At 66.9% G+C, this 20,107-nt stretch carries 21 protein-coding genes; 12 read left to right on the top strand and 9 right to left on the bottom strand.

Translation table 11 applies throughout. From position 1 onward, the window contains the following. Positions 1 to 130 precede the first annotated feature (130 nt). Positions 131 to 601, top strand: a complete 471-nt coding sequence (locus tag DB31_RS14410) for a YchJ family protein (protein WP_044187691.1) — start codon at positions 131 to 133, stop codon at positions 599 to 601. A 192-nt stretch (positions 602 to 793) separates the two neighbouring features. Here DB31_RS14410 and ahcY read toward each other — a convergent pair whose 3' ends face one another. Together ahcY and metK are read right to left on the bottom strand one after the other, a co-directional pair. Next, complete coding sequence (ahcY, locus tag DB31_RS14405; protein WP_044187688.1) at positions 794 to 2,098, bottom strand: adenosylhomocysteinase; 1,305 nt, start codon at positions 2,096 to 2,098, stop codon at positions 794 to 796. Positions 2,099 to 2,192: 94 nt separating this feature from the next. Further along, positions 2,193 to 3,374 (bottom strand): methionine adenosyltransferase, encoded by a 1,182-nt coding sequence (metK, locus tag DB31_RS14400; RefSeq protein ID WP_044187685.1) that lies wholly within the window; start codon positions 3,372 to 3,374, stop codon positions 2,193 to 2,195. A gap of 224 nt (positions 3,375 to 3,598) precedes the next feature. Here metK and DB31_RS14395 point away from each other — a divergent pair, with 224 nt between their 5' ends. The 11 genes from DB31_RS14395 (at position 3,599) to DB31_RS14345 (ending at position 14,290) form a co-directional block, all read left to right on the top strand. Next, entirely contained in the window at positions 3,599 to 4,183 is a 585-nt protein-coding gene (locus DB31_RS14395; protein ID WP_044187682.1) for a Tgt2/MlaC family protein, read from the top strand. 187 nt (positions 4,184 to 4,370) lie between these two features. After that, on the top strand, positions 4,371 to 6,983 hold the full coding sequence (locus DB31_RS14390) for an efflux RND transporter permease subunit (protein ID WP_044187679.1): 2,613 nt from the start codon (positions 4,371 to 4,373) through the stop codon (positions 6,981 to 6,983). Positions 6,984 to 7,070: 87 nt separating this feature from the next. After that, entirely contained in the window at positions 7,071 to 7,667 is a 597-nt protein-coding gene (locus DB31_RS14385) for an MXAN_6521/LA_1396 family lipoprotein (protein ID WP_044187676.1), read from the top strand. Positions 7,668 to 7,673: 6 nt separating this feature from the next. Continuing rightward, positions 7,674 to 8,183, top strand: a complete 510-nt coding sequence (locus tag DB31_RS14380; protein WP_044187675.1) for an MgtC/SapB family protein — start codon at positions 7,674 to 7,676, stop codon at positions 8,181 to 8,183. A 387-nt stretch (positions 8,184 to 8,570) separates the two neighbouring features. Then, complete coding sequence (locus tag DB31_RS14375) at positions 8,571 to 9,281, top strand: ABC transporter ATP-binding protein (RefSeq protein ID WP_240486693.1); 711 nt, start codon at positions 8,571 to 8,573, stop codon at positions 9,279 to 9,281. A gap of 117 nt (positions 9,282 to 9,398) precedes the next feature. After that, positions 9,399 to 10,289 carry a hypothetical protein gene (locus DB31_RS14370; protein ID WP_044187673.1) on the top strand — a complete coding sequence of 297 codons (891 nt, stop codon included), beginning with the start codon at positions 9,399 to 9,401 and terminating at the stop codon, positions 10,287 to 10,289. Continuing rightward, positions 10,286 to 11,014: a hypothetical protein gene (locus DB31_RS14365; RefSeq protein ID WP_044187671.1), complete on the top strand. Its 729-nt coding sequence runs from the start codon at positions 10,286 to 10,288 to the stop codon at positions 11,012 to 11,014. The genes DB31_RS14370 and DB31_RS14365 overlap by 4 nt, the downstream gene beginning before the upstream one ends. A gap of 99 nt (positions 11,015 to 11,113) precedes the next feature. Further along, positions 11,114 to 11,983 carry an MbnP family copper-binding protein gene (locus DB31_RS14360; RefSeq protein ID WP_044187669.1) on the top strand — a complete coding sequence of 290 codons (870 nt, stop codon included), beginning with the start codon at positions 11,114 to 11,116 and terminating at the stop codon, positions 11,981 to 11,983. Between the two features lie 5 nt (positions 11,984 to 11,988). Continuing rightward, a complete protein-coding gene (locus DB31_RS14355; protein ID WP_044187668.1) occupies positions 11,989 to 13,110 on the top strand; it encodes a methanobactin export MATE transporter MbnM in 1,122 nt (373 codons plus the stop codon). A gap of 232 nt (positions 13,111 to 13,342) precedes the next feature. Next, positions 13,343 to 13,777: a hypothetical protein gene (locus tag DB31_RS14350; RefSeq protein WP_044187667.1), complete on the top strand. Its 435-nt coding sequence runs from the start codon at positions 13,343 to 13,345 to the stop codon at positions 13,775 to 13,777. Between the two features lie 174 nt (positions 13,778 to 13,951). Beyond that, on the top strand, positions 13,952 to 14,290 hold the full coding sequence (locus tag DB31_RS14345; protein WP_044187666.1) for a hypothetical protein: 339 nt from the start codon (positions 13,952 to 13,954) through the stop codon (positions 14,288 to 14,290). A 48-nt stretch (positions 14,291 to 14,338) separates the two neighbouring features. Here DB31_RS14345 and ptsP read toward each other — a convergent pair whose 3' ends face one another. The 7 genes from ptsP to DB31_RS14310 form a co-directional block, all read right to left on the bottom strand. After that, complete coding sequence (gene ptsP, locus DB31_RS14340) at positions 14,339 to 16,105, bottom strand: phosphoenolpyruvate--protein phosphotransferase (protein ID WP_044187664.1); 1,767 nt, start codon at positions 16,103 to 16,105, stop codon at positions 14,339 to 14,341. A gap of 33 nt (positions 16,106 to 16,138) precedes the next feature. Beyond that, the gene (locus DB31_RS14335; RefSeq protein ID WP_044187661.1) at positions 16,139 to 16,417 is read right to left on the bottom strand and encodes an HPr family phosphocarrier protein; all 279 of its coding nucleotides are present in this window, start codon (positions 16,415 to 16,417) and stop codon (positions 16,139 to 16,141) included. Between the two features lie 24 nt (positions 16,418 to 16,441). Beyond that, positions 16,442 to 17,212, bottom strand: coding sequence for a PTS system mannose/fructose/sorbose family transporter subunit IID (locus DB31_RS14330; protein ID WP_044187659.1), 771 nt, complete (start codon positions 17,210 to 17,212; stop codon positions 16,442 to 16,444). Then, the gene (locus DB31_RS14325) at positions 17,209 to 17,925 is read right to left on the bottom strand and encodes a PTS sugar transporter subunit IIC (RefSeq protein WP_044187657.1); all 717 of its coding nucleotides are present in this window, start codon (positions 17,923 to 17,925) and stop codon (positions 17,209 to 17,211) included. Before DB31_RS14325 ends, DB31_RS14330 begins: the two co-directional genes overlap by 4 nt. A 4-nt stretch (positions 17,926 to 17,929) precedes the next feature. Then, positions 17,930 to 18,415, bottom strand: a complete 486-nt coding sequence (locus DB31_RS14320; RefSeq protein ID WP_044187654.1) for a PTS sugar transporter subunit IIB — start codon at positions 18,413 to 18,415, stop codon at positions 17,930 to 17,932. A gap of 33 nt (positions 18,416 to 18,448) precedes the next feature. Continuing rightward, positions 18,449 to 18,871 carry a PTS sugar transporter subunit IIA gene (locus tag DB31_RS14315; protein WP_044187652.1) on the bottom strand — a complete coding sequence of 141 codons (423 nt, stop codon included), beginning with the start codon at positions 18,869 to 18,871 and terminating at the stop codon, positions 18,449 to 18,451. A 308-nt stretch (positions 18,872 to 19,179) separates the two neighbouring features. Next, positions 19,180 to 20,100 carry a diacylglycerol kinase catalytic domain-containing protein gene (locus tag DB31_RS14310; RefSeq protein ID WP_044187650.1) on the bottom strand — a complete coding sequence of 307 codons (921 nt, stop codon included), beginning with the start codon at positions 20,098 to 20,100 and terminating at the stop codon, positions 19,180 to 19,182. Positions 20,101 to 20,107 lie beyond the last annotated feature (7 nt).

Genomic DNA, 20,107 nt, shown 5'->3' with positions numbered 1-20,107 from the left:
AGGAGAGGACCGGATGTAAGCCTTCCACCCCTGGCCCGCAAGGGCCATGACCTCCCGGTGCGCTGTCCACCGGTGAATACGTCGGGAGGTAGGCAAGGCCCGCCTGAGGGTAGGCTCTGAGGCGACCGGTATGCCCCCTGCCCCACCCTGCCCCTGTTCGTCTGGCCTTCGCTACAGCCAGTGCTGCGCGCCCTACCACCGTGGCCAGGCCGAGCCTCCCGACGCCGAGGCGCTCATGCGCTCCCGCTACAGCGCCTTTGCGATGCGCGAGGTAGCCTGGCTCTGGAAGTCCCTGCACCCGGATCACCCGGACCGGAAACGGCCGGAGGCCGAGGCGTCACGTGAGCTGCGCACCTACCTGCAGACCCACCAGTTCCCAGGGCTGGTGGTCATGGACCGCCGGCCACCGGACGAGCAGGGCGTGGCGCAGGTGCTCTTCTTCGCCAAGGTGTTCGAGAAGGGAAAGGACCGCTCGTTCGTGGAGCGCTCGGACTTCCGCCACGACGGGACGGGCTGGCGCTACCACTCCGGGGTGCTGAAGCTTCCTCGCGAGCTGAAGGGCCCGCCCGAGGCCCTCACGCTGGCGACCTTCCCGGAGTGACAGGAGCGCTGTCAGGATTTTAAGGGGAATTTCGTCCTTCCCCTCAGCTGCCTGGCCGGTGAGGCCCCACACGCTCCTGGTAATCGCCTCATAAGCGACGCGGTTCAACTCCGCTCCAGACCTGAATTGGTCAGCCAACCAAAAGTGGCTTCACCACTCGGGCAGCAACCTTTCCCCTCTCTCTTCCGCGGCTCAGGTGCCTTCGTCCCAGGACGCCAGGTACTTGGCCTGCGCCTTCGTCAGCGTGTCGATCTTCACGCCGAGGCTCTTCAGCTTGAGCCGGGCGATCTCCTGATCGATGTGCTCGGGCACCACGTAGACCTTGTTCTCCAGCGAGTCGTGGTTCTTCACCATCCACTCGGTGCACAGCGCCTGGTTGGCGAAGGACATGTCCATCACGCTCGACGGGTGGCCCTCGGCGGAGGCCAGGTTGATGAGCCGGCCCTCGCCCAGCACGACGATCTTCTTGCCGCCCTTGAGCGTGTACTCCTCCACGAACTCGCGGATGAAGCTGCGGCTCTTGGCCAGCTTGCCCAGCGCCTTCAGGTCCAGCTCCACGTTGAAGTGACCCGAGTTGCAGACGATCGCCCCGTCCTTCATCGCCTCGAAGTGCTCGGCGCGAATGACATCGATGTTCCCCGTCACCGTGCAGAAGAAGTCGCCGATCTTCGCCGCCTCGCTCATCGGCATGACGCGGAAGCCATCCATCACCGCCTCGAGCGCCGTGGTCGGGTTGATCTCCGTCACCACGACGTCCGCGCCCATGCCCCGAGCCCGCATCGCCAGGCCGCGGCCGCACCAGCCATAGCCCGCCACCACGAAGACGCTGCCCGCCAGCAACCGGTTCGTCGCGCGGATGATGCCGTCGATCGTCGACTGGCCCGTGCCGTACCGATTGTCGAACATGTGCTTCGTCTTCGCCTCGTTCACCCCGACGATGGGGTAGCCGAGCACGCCCTCCCGAGCCATCGCCCGCAGGCGGATGACGCCCGTGGTCGTCTCCTCCGTGCCGCCGAGCACGTCCTTCAGCAGATCCTTGCGCTTCGTGTGCAGCACGCCCACCACGTCCGCGCCGTCATCCATGGTGATGTGCGGCCCACCTTCCAGCGCCATGTCGATGTGGCGGTAGTAGGTGTCGTTGTCCTCGCCCTTGATGGCGAAGACCTGCATCCCGTAGTCCGCCACCAGCGCGGCGGCCACGTCGTCCTGCGTGGACAGCGGGTTCGACGCGCACAGAGAAACATCGGCCCCGCCCGCCTTGAGCGCCACCATCAAGTTCGCCGTCTCCGCCGTGACGTGCAGGCACGCCGTCACGCGCAGCCCCTTGAGCGGCTGTTGCTTCAGGAAGCGCTCCTGAATCTGGAGCAGCACCGGCATCGTCCGCCCGGCCCACTCGATGCGCCCCCGCCCCTTCTCCGCCAGGTTCGGGTCTTTGATGTCACAGTGCACCGGAGCAAAGCTGTTCTTCGGCCTCTTCAGGCTGGCACTCTTGGCCATGGCGGAAACCCCCTCGGGAAAAAAGAAACGCGCGTGACCCCTATTGGGCCACGCGCGCTCGCTCAAGTCACCGGGCTTTCGTGTGAAATGCCGCTTACGGACTGCCCACGGCCTTCAGGCGCGAACTGCCGCCCAGGGCCTCGCGCAGCAGGTCCTTTTTGTCCGTGCGCTCCCAGGTGAACTCCTTCTCCGACCGGCCGAAGTGACCGTACGCCGCGGTCTTCTGGTAGATGGGACGCAGCAGGTCGAGGTGCTCGGTGATCTCGCGGGGACGCAGACTGAACACCTGGCGCACCGCCTGGGCGATCTTCTCCTCGGGCACCTTCGCCGTGCCGAACGTCTCCACCATCACGCTGACCGGGTCCGCCACGCCGATGGCGTAGGAGACCTGCACCTCGCAGCGGCTCGCCAGGCCGGCGGCCACCACGTTCTTGGCGATGTAGCGGCCCATGTACGCCGCCGAGCGGTCCACCTTCGACGGGTCCTTGCCCGAGAAGGCGCCGCCGCCGTGACGGCCCATGCCGCCGTAGGTGTCCACGATGATCTTCCGGCCCGTCACGCCCGAGTCGCCCATGGGGCCACCCACCACGAACCGGCCCGTGGGGTTGATGAAGTACTTGGTCTTCTTGTCCAGCAGCTTCGCCGGGAGCGCCTTGGCGATGACGTCCTCGCGGATGGCCTCGTGGATCTTCTTGTTGGAGATGTCCTCCGCGTGCTGCGTGGAGACCACCACCGTGTCGATGCGCACCGGACGGCCGTCCTTGTACTCCACCGTCACCTGGCTCTTACCGTCCGGGCGAATCCACGCGTGCTGCTTGCGGCGCACATCCGCCAGGCGCTTGGTGAGCGCGTGGGCGTAGTGCAGCGGAGCGGGCATCAGCTCGGGCGTCTCGTCGCACGCGAAGCCGAACATCATGCCCTGGTCACCGGCGCCCTGCTCCTTCTTGTTGTCCACGCCCCGGGCGATGTCCTGGCTCTGGCCCTCGATGGCCACCATGACGCCGCAGGTGTGGCCGTCGTAGCCCATCGAGCTGTCCGTGTAGCCAATCTTGCAGATGGTGCTCCGGACAATCTTCGGGATGTCCACATAACAGGTGGTCGTCACCTCTCCCGCGACGATGGCGAGGCCTGTCTTGACCAGGGTCTCCACGGCCACGCGGCCCTGCGGATCCTTGGTGAGGATGGCATCGAGCACCCCGTCGGAGATCTGATCGGCGATCTTGTCCGGGTGCCCTTCAGTGACGGATTCAGACGTGAACAGGAAGTCGGTAGGCATGTCTTCTCGGGAGATTTTGAGGCAGGCGCGAAGTCCCGCGTCACCGGACACTAGACGTGGGGTCCTTCCCCAGTCAAACCCCGTGAGCAGCCCTCGAATTCGATTTTCTGTGTCCTGCCCGGCAGGCAAGGGGCCCGGAACGCTGAGTGAATTTTCCAGAGCGCCAGACGTTCCCCTGGGCTACAGGAAGCCCTCGCTTCCTTTCGACAGGAACAAGGATCCGTATGAACGCTCGCCTCCGCTGCGTCCCCCTTCTGGCCGCCCTCGTGCTCGCCCTGCCGGCTTTCGCCGCGCCGAACGAGGCGGTCTCCAAGCCCGTGAAGACCGTCGTCCAGTCCGTGCGCTATGGCAAGGACCTGGCCGCCCTCAAGAACTTTGGCGGTGAGCAGCAGGCCAAGTTCCTCGTCGGCGAGGAGTGGGAGAAGGCCTCCGAGGCCCAGCGCAAGGAGTTCATCCAGCTCTTCCACAACCTCTTCGCGAAGATTGCCTTCCCCAAGGTCCGCGACAACTTCAAGAACCTGGCCTCCATCACCTACGAGGACCCTGAAGTAACGGGCGAAGAGGCGAAGGTCGCCTCCACCGTCGTCATCGACCACCCGATGAAGAAGCAGGAGCTCAAGCTCAAGTACGCCCTGGCCAAGGACAAGGCCGGCTGGAAGGTGGTCGACGTGGCGGTGCTCGGAGACTCCATGCTCACCGGCATCCGCGATGATCAGGTCCGCCCGCTCCTCAAGGAGGGTGGCTGGGACGCGCTGCTCAAGGCGATGCGCGACAAGGACCAGGAGCTGAAGTCCGTCGTCCTCAAGTAGCCCCACCCGTCTGTGTGGCATCCGGCTGGGCCTCTTCCTACCTCGGGAGGAGGCCCGTCCTGCATCAGGGGTAGGCGCCCGGCCGCCTCCCTCCCGGGCTCAACCTGTAGCGCGGACGCCGCCCCAGCAACCGGGCGCGCAGGCGCTGCTTCCGAGACGGGCCATTTGCCGGTAGGGTCCCCCCGCAATGAGCACCTCGTCCCACCCCCCAAACCGCTTTGCCCTCGCCTATGCCGGACTGATGGTCCGCAGGCCGGGAACGGTCCTCCTCGTCATCCTCGCGCTGCTGGGCATCTCGCTCTACGGCACGTCCAAGCTGACCATCAACTCGAACCAGCTCGACCTGATCTCTCAGGAGCTGCCCGAGGTGAAGGAGGTCAAGCGCATCATCGACATGGTGGGCGGCAGCGGCTACTTCATGCTCGCGCTGCGCTCCTCGGACGAGCCCACGCTCAAGCGCGTCGCGGATGACATCGCGGCCCGGCTGGATGCGGACAAGGAGAACGTCCGTTTCTTCACCTACAAGATTCCGGTCGAGTTCGTGCAGCAGAACATGGCCCTCTTCATCAAGACGGAGGACCTGGCCGAGGGCAAGAAGCGCATCAGCGCGTACATGAAGGATCAGCTCCGGCGCAACAACCCCTTCTTCATCGAGCTGAAGAAGACCGAGCCCGTGAAGCTCGACCTGCAGGACCTCATCTCGAAGTACTCGAGCGTGGGCAAGAAGAGCATCATCGACGACTACTACATCTCGCCTGACCGCAAGATGATGATGATCCTCATCAAGCCGATGTGGGACACCAACGAGCTCGGCAAGACGAAGGCGTACGTCGAGAAGCTCAACAAGGACCTGGCCGAGTACTCGAAGACGAACCCGCAGGGCGTGAAGCTGGTCGAGGACTACGACGCGATGGGCGACGCGAAGACGGTCGCCTACGGCTACACCGGCTCGTACAAGACGGCGGTGGATGACTCGTACGCCATCGAGGAGTCGCTGCAGCCGGTGGCCGTGATTGCGTTCCTGGCCATCCTCGCCATCACGATTGCCTTCTTCCGCAAGTGGGCGCCCACCGTCATCGTGGTGAGCGGCATGGTGATTGGCACCATCATCACCATGGGCTTCACCTACGCCACCGTGGGTGAGCTCAACATGATCACCAGCATCCTCGGTGGCATCCTGATGGGCTTCGGCATCGACTTCGGCATCCACTTCGTCTTCCGCACGAGGCTGGAGCTGGGCGCGGGCAAGCCGTACGACATCGCCATCCGGGACGCGATCATCAACGCGGGCCGCCCCGCCGCGGTGTCCGCGGTGGTGACGGCGGGCTCGTTCTACGTGCTGATGGTCAGCGAGTTCCGCGGCTTCAGCCAGTTCGGCTTCCTGGCCGGCAGCGGCACGCTCATCCTCGGCCTGACGCTGTTCTCCTGGAGCCCGGCGCTGCTGGCGCTCATCGGCCGCATGAACCCGGCGCTGCCCGAGAAGCTCATCGGCACCATGAAGCCGCCGGCCACCATCAACGCCTCGGGCAAGGAGATCCGCTTCCCGCGCCCCGGGCTGCTGCTGGGCATCAGCTCCGTCATCGTCGCCGTGGTGTGCGCGTGCGCCATCCCTTGGAGCAGCCAGGAGGTGTCCGCCAGCAAGGAGCTGCCGCTGCACGAGCGCATCCAGCATGGCGTGCGCTTCAACTACAACACCCGCGCGCTGATGCCGGCCAAGCAGCCCTCCGTGCAGCTCCAGGATGAGATTGCCCGCCGGTTCCAGATCTCCAGCGATCCCATCGCCGTCTACACGAAGACGCTCGAGGAGGCGAAGGAGGTCTACGACGAGCTCACCGGCCACCCGGAGAAGTACAAGTCCATCGACCAGGTGGTGAGCATCTACACGTTCGTGCCTCCGCCGGAGAACGCGAAGGCCAACGCGAAGATCCTCCAGGAGTGGCAGGAGGAGCTGAAGGAGATCGACGTCGCCGCCCTGCCGCCCGAGATGCAAGAGAAGGCCGGCATCTTCAAGAAGATGTTGGAGGCTCGGCCCTTCGACGTGAACGGCGTGCCGGACATCTACGCCAAGCAGTTCCGTCACCTGCCGGAGACCAAGCTGGAGAACCACGGCTTCCTCACGTTCATCTACCCGAGCGTGGACCTGTGGGACGGCAAGCTGATGCTCCAGTTCGCCGACGAGACGAGCGTCATCAAGACCGCCTCCGGCAAGGAGTTCCGCTCCGCCGGCGCCGCGCAGCTCTACGCGCGGCTGGCGCGCATCGTCCTCAAGGACGGCCAGCTCACCGTCATCCTGGTGGCGCTGTGGATCCTCATCATGCACTTCGCGGACTTCCGCAGCGTGCCGCTGGCGCTCGCGTCCGTCATCCCGCTCACCGTGGGCTTGGCGATGATGCTGGGGTTCATGTCGATCTTCGATCTGCGGCTGAACTTCATGAACATCATCATCCTGCCCATCCTCCTGGGCTTCGGGGTGAGCCACGGCCTCTATCTGTTGCACCGCTTCCTGGAAGGCACCTCGCCGGTGGTGGCGCTGCGCAGCGTGGGCGCCGCGGTGGCCTCCTCGACACTGACGGCGGTGTCCGGCTTCGCCGCGCTGCTGGCGGCCAGCCACATCGGCCTGCGCTCCATGGGCGTGGTCGCCTGCATCGGTCTCATCACCACGCTGCTGGTGTCCTTCACGGTGCTCGCCGCGGTGATGCAGCTGATGCACGACCGGCGCGTGCGCAAGAGCGGGCAGCGGCCGCCCTCGGACGGCACGGCCTCCGGTGGAGGCAGCGGCAGCGAGACCCGGGCGGCCTGAGCCGGCGCCAGGGGTTCCAGGGCTCACCGCCCCGGCCATGATGAACGAGGCCCCTCCTCCCGGAGGGGCTGGGAGAGGGAGACGACGATGACGAAGCGACTCGCGCTCGCGGTGGGCCTGACCACGCTCGCCGCCTGTGCCACGGTGAAGAACAGCTTCACGCGCCCCGACTACGAGCAGATGGACAGGGAGCGGGTGAAGCGCCTGGCGGTGGTGACGCAGCCGTTCCCCGCCGGCAAGCAGGCCCTGGGCGAGCTGTGGAGCCTCATCGCCCGCCAGTACGTCAACCAGAACCGGGACTTCTTGGTGAAGGCCAACGTCACCCTGGCCGAGCCCGCCACCCCTGAGGCGCTGAAGGCCCAGTGCGTCGAGGGCATCGAGGGCGTGCTCCACCTGGATCCGCAGGTGACGGCCACCCAGGACGGCGCGGACGTGGCCGTGAGGGCCCGGCTCATGCGCTGCGTGGACGGCGAGGACGTCTGGAGCGCCGAGGCCGCGGGCAGCTGGGGCGCGAGCGACGAGAAGTTCCGCGAGCGCACCGCGCAGTACGTGCAGCAGTTCGGCCCCGAGGTGGAGCCCTTCGTCGTCCCCACGTACAAGCTGCTCCAGGCCACGCTCGACACGCTGCCCAAGCCCAAGCTCAACGATCAGGACATCGACGAGAAGATCGAGCTGGGAGAGTAGCCCTCCGTGGACGAGCGCACCCTCATCGCGCGCCTGGCGCTGGCCCTGGTGCTGGGCGGGCTGCTCGGGCTGGAGCGGGAGCTGCGCGGGCATGCCGCCGGCCTGCGCACGCACCTGCTCGTGAGCCTGGGCTCTTGCCTCTTCACGTTGGTCAGCGTCACCGCGGGACAGGCGGTCGACAGCGCTGAGCCCTCGTTCATCCGGGCTGACGTGACCCGCATCGCCAGCCAGATTGTCGTGGGCATCGGCTTCCTGGGGGGCGGCGCCATCTTCCGCCACGGCACCTCCGTGCACGGGCTCACCACCGCCGCCAACCTCTGGCTCACGGCCTCCGTGGGCCTCGCGGCGGGCTTCGGCTTCTTCCTGGGCGCCTCCGTGACCGTGGGCTTCGCGCTCGTGGTGCTCGTGGGCTTGCGCCCCGTGGAGCACTGGATCGAGCGCTTCAGCAAGCGCCACCGCATCGCGAAGGATTCACAGCGAGAACCCGAGGCACCTCGTTCTCCTCCTCAGAGCTGAGCGCCCCACCCCTCCCTTCCGGTGAGCGCGCCGCTCTGGCAGCTCTTCCTGGGTAGGTCGGATTCGTGCGTGGGACCCCGTATTGACGCCCCTTATGCACGCCGTTACTGTCTCTGAAGCGTGCGAGCGAACCAGCGCTCGCATGCTGAGGCGGATCAGCTCGTCCCCTCCCCCCCGCTGCCGTGTGCTCACCCGGCGGTGAAGAAGGACCCGGTGGTGAATGCCGGGAGGCGTCGAGAAGTCGCAGTGTCGCCAGACGGCCCCTGGCGCTCCATCAAGACAGGGATTCTTCCGGCGCCGCGACAGCGAGGCGTTGGCACGGCCAGGGGTTTGCCCGTGGAGGCTTCGCTGAATGGGGGTTCGTGCATCGTGATTGAAGCCAGGGATTTGTCGAAGAACGTCCAGGGAGGCACTTCAGTCCGGAACGTGCGGTTCACCGTGTCCCGCGGCGAGGTGGTGGGCATCATCGGTCCTCGGGGCGCTGGGAAGTCCACGCTGCTGAAGATGCTGGCGGGGTTCGTCACGCCGTCCTCAGGCGAGGGCGTGGTGGCGGGGCTGAGCACCCTGATGGATCCGTTCCGCATCAAAAACCGGGTGGGCTACGCCGCCGGTGACTGCAACCTGCCGACCCGGCCCACGCCTCGCGAGCTGCTCAAGCAGCGCGGCCAACTGCACGGCGTGCCTCCGCTGGAGCTGGAGGCGCGCATCGAAGCGGTGGTGAACGCCTTCGAGCTGGAGCGGTTCGTGGATCTGCCCGTCGCGACGTTGCAACCCGACCAACAGCAGCGGCTCAACCTGGCGCGTGCGCTGCTGCACGATCCTCCGGCGCTCATCCTGGACGAGCCCACCCACTCGTTGGATTTGATGGGCAGCCACTTCGTGCTGATGTCTATCCGGGCCGCGCGCGACGCGGGCAAGGCGGTGCTGCTGGCCACCCGCTCGCTGAGCGATGCCGAGTTCCTGTGCGACCGGGTGCTGCTGATGCACGCCGGCGCCATCGTTGACCAGGGGACCATCTCCGAGGTGTGCGCACACACGGGCGCGCGCACCTTCACCGAGGCCGTGATGCGGCAGTTCCCGCTGCGCACCACCGCTTGAACCCTGCGCTCCGGAGCGCGGTCCCTTCTCTTCCTCGGGCCGCGCTCCGCGCTCTCGTCACCGCGACAACACACCGCAGGGACCATGGGACGAGCCACCGGTAGAGTACAGCGCACCATGTGGAAGTCCTGTGTCGCGCTGCTCCCGGTGGCGCTCTTGCTCTTGTCTTCGCCCGCACGAGCCTGTGCCTCCTGTGCCTGTGGAGACCCCACGCTCACCACGATGGGAACGGAGCAGCCCTTCTCGGGACGACTGCGCGTGGCGGCTGTCACCCGAGCCTGGGGCCAGACCGTGGGCGATGACTCCCTGGATGCTGTCACCCTGCGAGAGCTGCGCGTGGACGTCTCGGCGGCCTATGCGCCGCTGCCGTGGCTCATGTTGTCCGCCACCCTGCCCCTTCAGGCCCGGACACTGCGAGACGTCAGCCTGACGCGCGAGCAGGCGCTGGGGCCGGGAGACCTGGAGGTCAGCGCCAAGCTCTTCGTCTTCCGCGATCGAGCGTTCTCTCCGGATCACCTCCTCTCGGTGCTCGTTGGCTCGGAGCTGCCCACGTCCCCCACGTTACGGGACGCACAGGGGACCCCTCTCTCGATCGATGCACAGCTGGGCACTGGCTCCGTGGATCCGTTCGTGGGGCTGGCCTACACGACATTCCAAGGGGCCTGGTCCTTCGTCGTCAGCACGACCGGTACCGTGTCCACCGAGGGACGCCTGGGCTTCCGTAGCGGAGCCTCTCTGCGGAGCACGCTGGCAGCGCAGTTCCAGCCGAGCACCTCCTGGGCACTGAGGGTCGCTGCGGATACGCGCCTGGAAGGCGCCAGCACCCTCTTGGGTGAGCGCGACACGGAGGGCAGCGGGTTCATCGGCTACCTGTCGCCCGAGTTCCTCTTCAGTCCCACCACGGACATGGTCCTGCAGCTCGGCGTCCGAGCGCCTGTCCTCAACCTCTTGAGCGGCCGCGTCCGGCAGACGCCCATCGTGCAGGCCGCCGTGGCGTTCGACTTATGAAGAAGCTCCCCTTCCTGCTCGCGGCCCTCGTCTCCTTGTCTCTGCCCGGCTGCGGCTCTCGCGAGGAGGGCATCCGACTGCAGCTCAAGCTGTCGCACCAGGCCGCCAATGCCACCAAGGCAACAGGCACGGCCCGGAACTTCACCACCGATCGGCAAGAGCAGATCACCCTGACCCGGGCCTCCATCACCGTGAACAGCGTGGAGCTCATCCCCTGCCCCGAGTCCACCGCGCTGCGCTGGCTGCGAGAGCTGTCCCCTGTGGGCACCGCGCACGCTCACACCGCGTCCAGTCCCTTGCGCTTGGGAACCCCTTCCGTGAGCAGCCTGGAGCGGCCGGATGGAGAGCCTCTGACGCTTGGGGTCCTGCGTCCGCCGCCGGGACGCTATTGCCGCATCCACCTCGTCTTCGGGCCCGCGGATGCGGATGCCGAGGGCCTGCCTGTGGATGGCAGCATGAAGGATCGGACATTCGTGCTGGAGGGCTGGGCACGTCCCCAGGGAGATGACGCGCTCCAGCCTTTCCGGCTGGAGAGCTCGGGCGTCATGAACGTGGAGCTGCCGCTCGAATCGCTCGCTCTCTCGGCGGAGCAGCTGGAGTCCGAGCAGTGGCTCACCCTGCACTATGATCAATGGCTGAATGGAACCTCGGCGTTGGCCTCGGATGCTGCGACTCAAGTGCTGCGCAATGTCGCCAGCTCAACTGCCGTCGTAGCCTCGCCCTGAAGTCCTGCGGCAACATGCCGCGTGGGCCCCTCGAGGATCTGCTGCTAATCGCACGCCTTCCGCTGTGCCAACAGCCATCCCGCTTGGAGGTTCCACACCGTGACGCGCCCTCTCGAAAGAATCCTGCTGCTGGTCCTCACCGCTCTTGCGGCTTCCGGGTGTGGAGATGACGAGCCCAATCATCCCGATGACGGCCCCATCGACGTGGCCCTTACCTTCAAGCCCCGCGTAGGCACCCAACCCTTCGCCTGTGGGCAGACGTACACGGGCTTGGGGACCACGGGCACCACCTACGAGCCCAAAGACTTCCGGCTCTACGTGCACAACGTGCGGCTGATCAACCAGGCCTCCGAGGAAGTGCCTCTGGCGCTGACGGACGACGGAGCCTGGCAGAAGGAAGGGGTGGTGCTGCTCGACTTCGAGGACAAGACGGGCCTGTGCGCCAACGGGACCCAGGCGATGAACGACCGCATCGTGGGCACGGCTCCGAGAGGCAACTACGTGGGTCTGCGCTTCACCGTGGGCATGCCCTTCGAGAAGAACCACCAGGACGCGTCCATTGCCAGCGCGCCCTTCAACGTCAGCACACTCTTCTGGGGCTGGGCCGGGGGCTACAAGTTCATCCGCCTGGACGGGCGCACCTCGGGGCTGCCCACCGGGCACAACCTCCACCTGGGCAGCACCGAGTGCCAGACGTCCGGCCCCAACCAGGTCACCTCGTGCCAGCGGCCCAACCGCTTCGACGTGGAGCTCTCCAACTTTGATCCCACCGGAGCGAGCGGTGTGGTGCTGGACGTCGCCGCGCTGTTCGCGGGCTCCAACATGGACACGAACCAGGCCCAGACGGCGCCGGGCTGCATGTCCGAGGGCACGGACGAGGACTGTGCTCCGATCTTCCAACGGCTGGGGCTCGGCTTTGGCAGCGCTCAGGGGACTCCGAGCGCTCAGACCTTCTTCCGAAAGGAGTAGCGGCCATGCGCGACGCTCGGAGGTGGTGCCTGGGCTTGGTGCTGCTGTTGAGCACGGCCTGTGGAGACGCGGAGGAGCCTTTCCAGTGGAATCTGCCACTCGGGTTTCCCGAGCCGGCGGTGCCCGCTGACAACCCCATGAGCACTGCCAAGGTGGAGCTGGGGCGGCACCTCTTCTATGACACGCGGCTCTCCGCCAATGGCACCCAGGCGTGCGGAAGCTGCCACCTCCAGGAGCGCGCGTTCTCGGATGGGCGGACGACGGCGCTCGGCTCCACGGGCGAGTCCCACCGGCGCAACTCCATGTCCCTGGCCAACGTGGCTTATGCCGCCAGCCTCACCTGGGCCAACCCCGTCTTGCCGGACCTCGAGGCCCAGGCCCTGGTGCCCATCTTCGGCGAGCACCCTATCGAGCTGGGGCTGGCGGGCCAGGAGGAGATGCTGCTGCAGCGGCTCTCGGAGGACGCGCGGTACCCGAAGCTCTTCGCCGCTGCGTTTCCGAAGGAGAAGCAGCCGATTTCCTTGAGCTCGATCGTCCGGGCAATTGCGGCCTTCGAGCGCACGCTGATCTCGGGGAGCTCTCCTTATGACCGGTACACGTACGGCAACGAGCTGGACGCAATGTCCCTGTCAGCCAAGCGGGGCATGACGCTGTTCTTCTCGGAGCGCCTGGAGTGCTTCCACTGCCACCAGGGGTTCGCGTTCAGCGACTCGGTGAAGAGCAAGGAGACGGTGTTCCCTGAGATCACCTTCCACAACACCAACCTCTACAACGTGGATGGACACGGAGGTTATCCCGCCACGGACACCGGGCTGCTCGAGTTCACTGGCAAGTCGGAGGACACCGGGCGCTACCGCTCTCCCACGCTCCGCAACATCGCCGTCACGGCGCCGTACATGCACGATGGCTCTATCGCGACACTGAGCGAGGTGCTGGACCACTACGCGGCAGGAGGGCGGGCCGGTGCCCAGGGCACCGGCCCGAGCCCCTATCAGAGCGAGTTCGTGCGGGGCTTCACCCTCACGCCGCAGGAGAAGGAGGACGTCCTGGCGTTCCTGGAGTCTCTCACCGACCCCACGTTCCTCACAGATCCGAGTCTGTCGGATCCGTTCAACGCCGCTCCCTGAGCGGACGCAGCGACAGCGCTGGAGGCCAGCGGACCTCCAGCCTCCCGGGGCGATGACCTGCCTCGGAGTACGAACTCTCCGGGGATTTCCGACAGGGGAGCCGCTTGCTTCGTAAAGAAGAACCCCAATCCCGAGCATGCGGCATTTCGCCACACCTCCGCAGGGAACGTCCTGCTGGATTGTGGCCCTGGCGCCCCGTCTCCCGGTGGCTGTCCTTCCTTCGAGTCCTGCCATGACCTTCCGCTCCCTGTATCGCCTTGGTCCGCTCGCCCTCGCTGCCTACCTGTGCCTCGGGCACGCAGACAACGGAGGGTGTGGTGGCGGAGAAGACGAGGACGGGCATCACCCCGGAGGCGCCGCCACGGGCGCCACGTGCCCATCTTCGAACGGTCCCAGTGCCCAGAACTTCGGCACGGCGTTCATGCAGACGTACTGCCTGAGCTGCCACAGCAAGTCCGTCACGGGCACCGCGCGCGCGGGTGCTACCGTGGGAGTGGACTTCGACACGTTGGACGAGGTGCGGCGTCAGCGCGCGATGATCGACACACACGCCGCCGCAGGCCCCAACGCGACGAACAAGGAGATGCCGCCCGCTTCGATCCCTCATCAGCCCACGCAGGAGGAGCGCGAGAAGCTGGGCCAGTGGCTGGCCTGCGGCGCGCCTTGAGATGGCTCACGGGTGAGGTGATTTCCCGTCAGGCCGTTCCTGGCAATCTGTTGCAAGAGCAAAGACATTCTTGAGCTGGCATGGCCGCTGCTGACGGCTATTGCCTTGCAACGTGCACTTCCTTACGGTTGCACCGCTCTTTAGGAGCGTTCCCCTCGTTGTAAGGAGTTGCAATTGAATTTCATCAAGACTGTCGTTGCGGGAGTCGCGCTGTCAGCGCTGGCGCTCACAGGGTGTGGCGGCGTGGAGCAGGAGTCGCTGAATGAGCAGGACGTGAACACCGTTAAGCAGGGCATCTGCTCGGTCCCGAGCAGTGCGACTGACTACTGTGGAACCAATCCTGTTGTGGATGAATGGCCGAGCTCCTGCATCACGATCTCGCCCCAGTTCCACTACTACTGCGCCAATCCCAACTACACGGACTATTGCTACGTGTACTCCTGCGACTCCAATAGCTGGACCACCTATCACTATACCTGCGCGTATATCCGCAACCTGAAGTGTGGGAGCTGAGAGCCCCCACCCAGCGCCCATCCTGGATGAACAGGGTGGGCGCGTGGTTCACGGCTCCGCGGAGATGAAGCGCCGCTCCATCTCCGTGCGGATATAGCGCTCGATCTCCTCGGCCGTCGTCAGCTCCATGGCCGAGTTGAGCAGGGCCTGCGCCTCCGCGCGGCTCGCGCTGCGCAGGATGTTCTTCACCACCGGGATCTGCCCCGCCGTCATCGACAGCTCGTCGAACCCCAGCGCCAACAACACCAGCGCGTAGATGGGGTCTCCCCCCATCTCGCCGCACATGGACACTGGAATCCCCGCCGCCTTCGCCGCCCCGACGATGTTCTGGATCGAGCGCAGCACCGAGAGGTGCAGCGGCTTGTAGAGATACGCGACCTCCCGGTTCTGGCGGTCGATCGCCAGCGTGTATTGGATGAGGTCGTTCGTCCCCACCGAGAAGAACTCCGCCTCCTGCGCCAGCCGGTCCGCAATGAGCGCCGCGCTCGGCGTCTCCACCATGATGCCCACCGGGAACCGCTTGCCCATGGGCACTCCCGCCCGGCTCAGCTCCGTGCGGCACGCCTCCAGCTCCGAGCGCGCCTCGCGCAGCTCGCTCATGCCGCTGATCAGCGGGAACATCAGCCGCAGGTTCCCGTGCGCGCTCGCCCGCAGCAGCGCCCGCAGCTGCGTCCGGAACAGCTCCCGGTTCGCCAGGCAGTACCGGATGGCCCGCAGGCCCATCGCCGGGTTCGGCTCCTTCTCGTGTTTCGCCTTGCTCGGGACCTTGTCCCCGCCCAGATCCAACGTGCGGATCGTCACCGGCCGCCCGCCCATCGCCTCCAGCACCTGCTTGTACGCCCGGTAGTGCTCCTCCTCCGAGGGCACGTTCTTCCGGTCCAGGAACATGAACTCCGTGCGGTACAGGCCGATCCCCTCCGCTCCGTGCGCCAGCAGCGAGGGGATCTCCTCCAGGAACTCCATGTTCCCGTTCAGCCGGATCCGGAACCCGTCCACGCTCGTGGCCGGCAGATCCTTGGTGCGCAGCGCCAGTTGCTCGCTCTGCTGCTGCACCCGCTGCGCCTCGCGGAACAGCGCCAGCTGGTCTGGCGTCGGGTTCACCAGGATCACGCCGCTGGCACCGTCCAGCGCCACCAGGTCTCCCGGGGAGATCTGCTCGCTCGCCTTCCCCGCGCCCACCACCGCGGGCGTCTCCCGGGCGCGCGCCACGATGGCCGTGTGGCTCGTCTGGCCGCCCAGGTCCGTGACGAAGCCCGCCACCCGCCCGCTGCGCGCCATCATCGCCGCGTCCGAGGGCGACAAGTCGTGCGCCACCACGATGGCCTCGGCGGGGATCTCCACCTCCTCGTCCACCACCTGCCCCATCAGGTTGCGCACCACCCGGTCCGCCACGTAGTCCACGTCCGAGCGCCGCTCACGGAAGTACTCGTCCGGGATGTTGTCGAACAGGTGCTTGAGCTTGCGCGCCACCCGCCGCACCGCCCACTCGGCGTTGATGCGATCCTCGACGATGAGCTTGTCCACCTCATCCACGAGCATCGGATCGAGGAGCATCAGCCGGTGCGCCTCGAGGATGAGCGCGTGGTCATGCCCCTCGGAGCGGGTGATTTGCTCCTTGAGCTCTGCCAGCTGCCGGTCCGACAGCTCCAGGGCCGTGCGCATGCGCATGCGCTCGGGCTCCACCTCGGCCTCAGCCAGCCGCAGCTTCGGGGTGCGCACCCGCTTGCGATCCAGGATGAACGCGTGCCCCACCGCGACGCCCGGCGAGGCGCCGATGCCTTTCAAGTTCAGCGTGGGGGTTCCTGGTGTGCTCACGGTCGTTCGTTCACCTCATCCTCTCTTGCCGCGCTACTTGCCCTCTCCAAAGCGGTCGGCAATCAGCTTGCCAATCTCCGCCAGACACTTGTCCGCGTCCTCGCCCTTGCAGGAGAGCTTCACCATGGAGCCCTGCCCCGCCGCCAACATGAGCACACCCATGATGGACTTGGCGTTGGCCCGCTGACCTTGGTGCTCGATGAGCGTCTCACACTTGAACCGGTTGGCCACCTTGACGAGCTGTGCAGCTGCCCGGGCGTGCAGCCCCAGCTCGTTGATGATCTCGAAAGTGGCTTCAGCGACGTTGGCCATGGGCGGCTTCACACTCCCGCTTCACTAGAGAAAGGCTCCCGCCGCGCACGCCAGCCCCGCGGCAAGGTACAGCACGACGTAATTGGGCACCCGCTGTTGAACGAGCACGTAGGACGCAACCCCCAAGACCAGGCAGCCCGCCACCAGCCAAGGCGCATGGTCCCCGCCCGCCGTCTTCCCCAGGTCCACCGCGAGCCACGCAGCCAGGCCCCCCGCGCACGCCGCCGCCACCGAGCGGAGCCGAGCCCCCCGCGTGGGCAGGTTGGCACGGGCAATCGCCTCCACCAATCTGTCGCCCAGCGTGAGGCCCATCCAATAGAAGCGGGCGCGCAGCGTGAAGTGCACGAAGTTGTAGAGGAACAGGAAGAGCACCACGGCCCACGCATGCAGCACGGGCACCAGGGCGGCGCATATGGCCCCCACGGCCGGCTTCAGCGAGAGCCAGAAGAACCCATCCCCCAGCGCCGCCAGCGGCCCCATGAGCGCCGCCTTGAAGGCCACCACCTTGTCCGGTGGCTCCTCGCCCCGGGCAATGCGCTGCTCGTGGTAGAGCACCCCGCCCACAATCGCCGCCGCCACGTATGGGTGCGTGTTGAAGAAGACCAGGTGCCGCTGCACCGCGGCCTCCTGCGCCTTCTTGTCCGGGTAGAGCTGCTCCAGCGCCGGGAAGAGCGCGTACGCCAGCCCCAGGTTCTGCATGCCCTTGGGGTTCCACGAGGCCTGCAGCGCCAGTGAGCGCAGCAGCACCCGAAGCAGCACGGTCCGGCCGAGGGTGGTGGGGTCGGTCGTGCTCACCGGCCCTCCTGGAGGGTAAACAGGATGACCAGCAACGTCACCACCGTGGCGCCCAGCCCCGCGTACAGCGGAGCCCGCTTCGCATGGCTGCCCTGCGCCGCCAGCGCCGCCGCCACCGAGGCCATTGCCGGGAAGGCCCACGCCAGCCCGCGCAGCAAGTCCAACGGCAGCCGCTCCACCAGTGGCCCGAGGAAGAAGCCGAGCAGCGCGCACAGCGCCGCCACCAGCCCGTACACGAGGAAGTGAGGCCACATGCCCCAGAGGTTCTGCCGCACCGCGCGAGAGAGGTTGCCCGCCTCGGCCGAGGCCAGGGCCACCCGCGCCAGCCGCGCCATGTAGCCCTCCAGCATGCGGTCCGCGATGCGCCCCGCCCGGCCCAGCGGCAGGAAGAGCAGGATGGCCACGGACCAGAGCGCCTGCGTCGAGCCCGCGCCCGTGGCCGCCGCCATGGTGGCCGCCGCCGCCGCCGTGCCCGTGGCCGACACGGTGTCATTCTCCGGCAGCGCGGCGCCCAGGTTCGCGGTGCCCAGGTAGAACAGCTCCAGCAGCATGCCGATGAAGAGGCCCGCGCGCAGGTCTCCCAGCAGCAGCCCCATCACGGTCGCGGAGGCCAGCGGCCGGGAGAGCATCGCCTGGAGGAACGCCTTGCGCTCCACGGCGACGAGGCCGCCCCACAAGAACGCGAGCAGAACCTGGGTCCAGCCCACGCTCACAGGGTCACCCGCCCTTTGTCCAGCGCTCGGTCAGCTCTCCCAGCTCCACGGCCTTCTCGGAGGGCACCGCGCGGGCCTCGACCCGGACGCCCTTGTCCGCCAGCCCCTGGAGCGCCTGGACCTCCGCCTCCGCCAAGAAGACGGAGGGCGACACCTGCCGGCGGCCCGCACCGAAGTGCACGTTGCCCAGGTTCAGGTGGTCCAGCGTCAGCCCATGCGCGTAGGCAAATGGCACGGCCGCCACGTCCCTCAGCAGCACCAGGGTGCGCACGCCGTCCTTCGTCAGCGCGACGAAGTCCACCTGCGCCAGCGGCTGAATCTGCACTTCAATGGCACTTTGGATCGCCAGCGCCATGGCGGCACGGATGAGCGGGCTGGAGGCGGCCTCGTCATCGGCCACGACGACGCGCTGCACCTTGAGGTGCGGCAGCCAGGCCTCCACGACCTGTCCATGAATGAGGCGGTTGTCGACCCGAACCAGGGTGATCACGGCTGCCTCGAATCGCCGACGAGCGGCTCCGCGTCAAGTTCGAGATGACTGCTGAGCTTCGCGAAGCAGGGCGGATGCGCAGGTGATGTTGCGCTGGCCGTGCGAGGCCAGCAAGGAGGCCATCTCCGCCAGCGGCAAGTGCTCGCCACGCAGGGAGTTGGCCTTGAGAATCATCGGGAGGTTCACGCCAGCGAGCACTTCGAGATTGCCCCGCTGACACATCATCAGGGATTCCTTACAAGGAGTGCCTCCAAAGAGGTCGGCCATGACGATGACGCCTTCCCCGTCATCGACCTTGGCCACGGCCTGCTTCATCTTCATCCGGAGGTCCTCGACGGACGTCCCCGGCTCGATGTTGCACGTAGCCACTGCGGGCAGCTTGCCGACGATCTGCTCGGCGGTGGCTACCAGCTCTTCCGCTAGACGCCCGTGAGATGCGACGACGAGGCCGACCATATTCACTCCTCACCACCCCCCGGAATTGCGTCCTACGCCTGAATTCTACGACGTGCAACTCCGGTGAAACGTTCCGCGTCCCGTGACATGCTCCAGCCTACCCTACTCTCCCTAAAGGTAAGCCTGATCCAGGCTCCACGCCCACAATTCCTCGCCCGGAGAGGCAGGGCGCCTTTGCCCACCGGACGGGGAAGCATCCCCAGCCTCCCATATTCATGAGATGCCCCGACAGGGCCGGAGGTGCAGGCGAGGCCGATTTTCAGGGGGTTGACGGGCGTCTGGCCGTCGGGCAAGCAGCCTGACGGCTCTCATGGAACCACGAGCCGGGCGCGTTGGGCCGCCGGGCGGATGTGAGCGGTGGCCCCCGCGCTGAAGGCCAGGAAGTCCTCCTCGACACCATCACTGAAGATGACGCCGCCCGAGGGCATGCGGGACTCCAGCACCAGCTCGTGCTCGGCGGTGACGAAGCCGCTGATGAGGCGGGCCGAGGAGTGGCGGCTGATGAAGGGCTCGCGCACCACGAAGGCCAGCCGAGGGTCTTCCCAGCCCATGCGCCACGCGCTCCCGGGCACGCCGCCCGTGCTCTCCGTGATCCCCCGGGCCAGGTTGAAGATGGACGAGAGCCACCCGCTGGAGCCCGCACCGGTGGAGACGACCACTCCGCTGGAGGACTGGGGCTCGGCCGTGTCCCCATAGCGCAGCGTGTAGCGGGCGGAGACGTGCGTGCGCGCCCCGAGGAACAGGTCATTGAAGGCCAGCAGCCGCTGCCCATCCTGGAGGCGTACCTCCGCCAGGGTGACCTCGCGAACGCTCGCCTTGCCCTCCAGCGTCTTGCGCACCGCCGCGCGCGCACCCGTCACACCGAAGGGCAGCAGCACTCCATCGAAGCGCGAGAGGTCCGGGTTCACGCCCACCAGCGGCTGGCCGCCCACGTACTTGGCCACGTTGGCCACCAGCCCGTCCTGCCCCACCGCCACCACCACCTCCTTGCCGCTGAAGAGGAAGGTGGGCACCAGTGAGCGATCCACCTGCTGCACCGGCAGCCCCAGCGACAGCGCGCCGTGCAGCCCGTCCAAGGCCCGGCGGTAGGCGTCGTCCTCGCGCGCGTAGTCCTCGAAGTCCTGCCCGGCGTGCTCCAGGTAGAAGCGCGCCTGGGCGCGGGTGTTCAGCCGCTCGACGAGCTCCTCCAGCCGCGTCTTCCTCGTGACGAGGATGATCTTCTCGAACATGGCGCCC

The sequence above is a fragment of the Hyalangium minutum genome (assembly GCF_000737315.1).
GTDB classification, from domain to species: Bacteria; Myxococcota; Myxococcia; order Myxococcales; family Myxococcaceae; genus Hyalangium; species Hyalangium minutum.
The sequence above is the reverse complement of the archived record's forward strand: the minus strand, read 5'-3'. Positions and strand labels throughout refer to the sequence as shown.

Coding starts and splice junctions, on each gene's coding strand:
- DB31_RS14390 (WP_044187679.1), top strand. CDS start 4,371: ATGAGCACCTCGTCCCACCCCCCAAACCGCTTTGCCCTCGCCTATGCC.
- DB31_RS14315 (WP_044187652.1), bottom strand. CDS start 18,871: ATGGTCGGCCTCGTCGTCGCATCTCACGGGCGTCTAGCGGAAGAGCTG.
- DB31_RS14335 (WP_044187661.1), bottom strand. CDS start 16,417: ATGGCCAACGTCGCTGAAGCCACTTTCGAGATCATCAACGAGCTGGGG.
- DB31_RS14395 (WP_044187682.1), top strand. CDS start 3,599: ATGAACGCTCGCCTCCGCTGCGTCCCCCTTCTGGCCGCCCTCGTGCTC.
- ahcY (WP_044187688.1), bottom strand. CDS start 2,098: ATGGCCAAGAGTGCCAGCCTGAAGAGGCCGAAGAACAGCTTTGCTCCG.
- DB31_RS14355 (WP_044187668.1), top strand. CDS start 11,989: ATGCGCGACGCTCGGAGGTGGTGCCTGGGCTTGGTGCTGCTGTTGAGC.
- DB31_RS14385 (WP_044187676.1), top strand. CDS start 7,071: ATGACGAAGCGACTCGCGCTCGCGGTGGGCCTGACCACGCTCGCCGCC.
- DB31_RS14310 (WP_044187650.1), bottom strand. CDS start 20,100: ATGTTCGAGAAGATCATCCTCGTCACGAGGAAGACGCGGCTGGAGGAG.
- DB31_RS14410 (WP_044187691.1), top strand. CDS start 131: ATGCCCCCTGCCCCACCCTGCCCCTGTTCGTCTGGCCTTCGCTACAGC.
- DB31_RS14350 (WP_044187667.1), top strand. CDS start 13,343: ATGACCTTCCGCTCCCTGTATCGCCTTGGTCCGCTCGCCCTCGCTGCC.
- metK (WP_044187685.1), bottom strand. CDS start 3,374: ATGCCTACCGACTTCCTGTTCACGTCTGAATCCGTCACTGAAGGGCAC.
- DB31_RS14365 (WP_044187671.1), top strand. CDS start 10,286: ATGAAGAAGCTCCCCTTCCTGCTCGCGGCCCTCGTCTCCTTGTCTCTG.
- DB31_RS14370 (WP_044187673.1), top strand. CDS start 9,399: ATGTGGAAGTCCTGTGTCGCGCTGCTCCCGGTGGCGCTCTTGCTCTTG.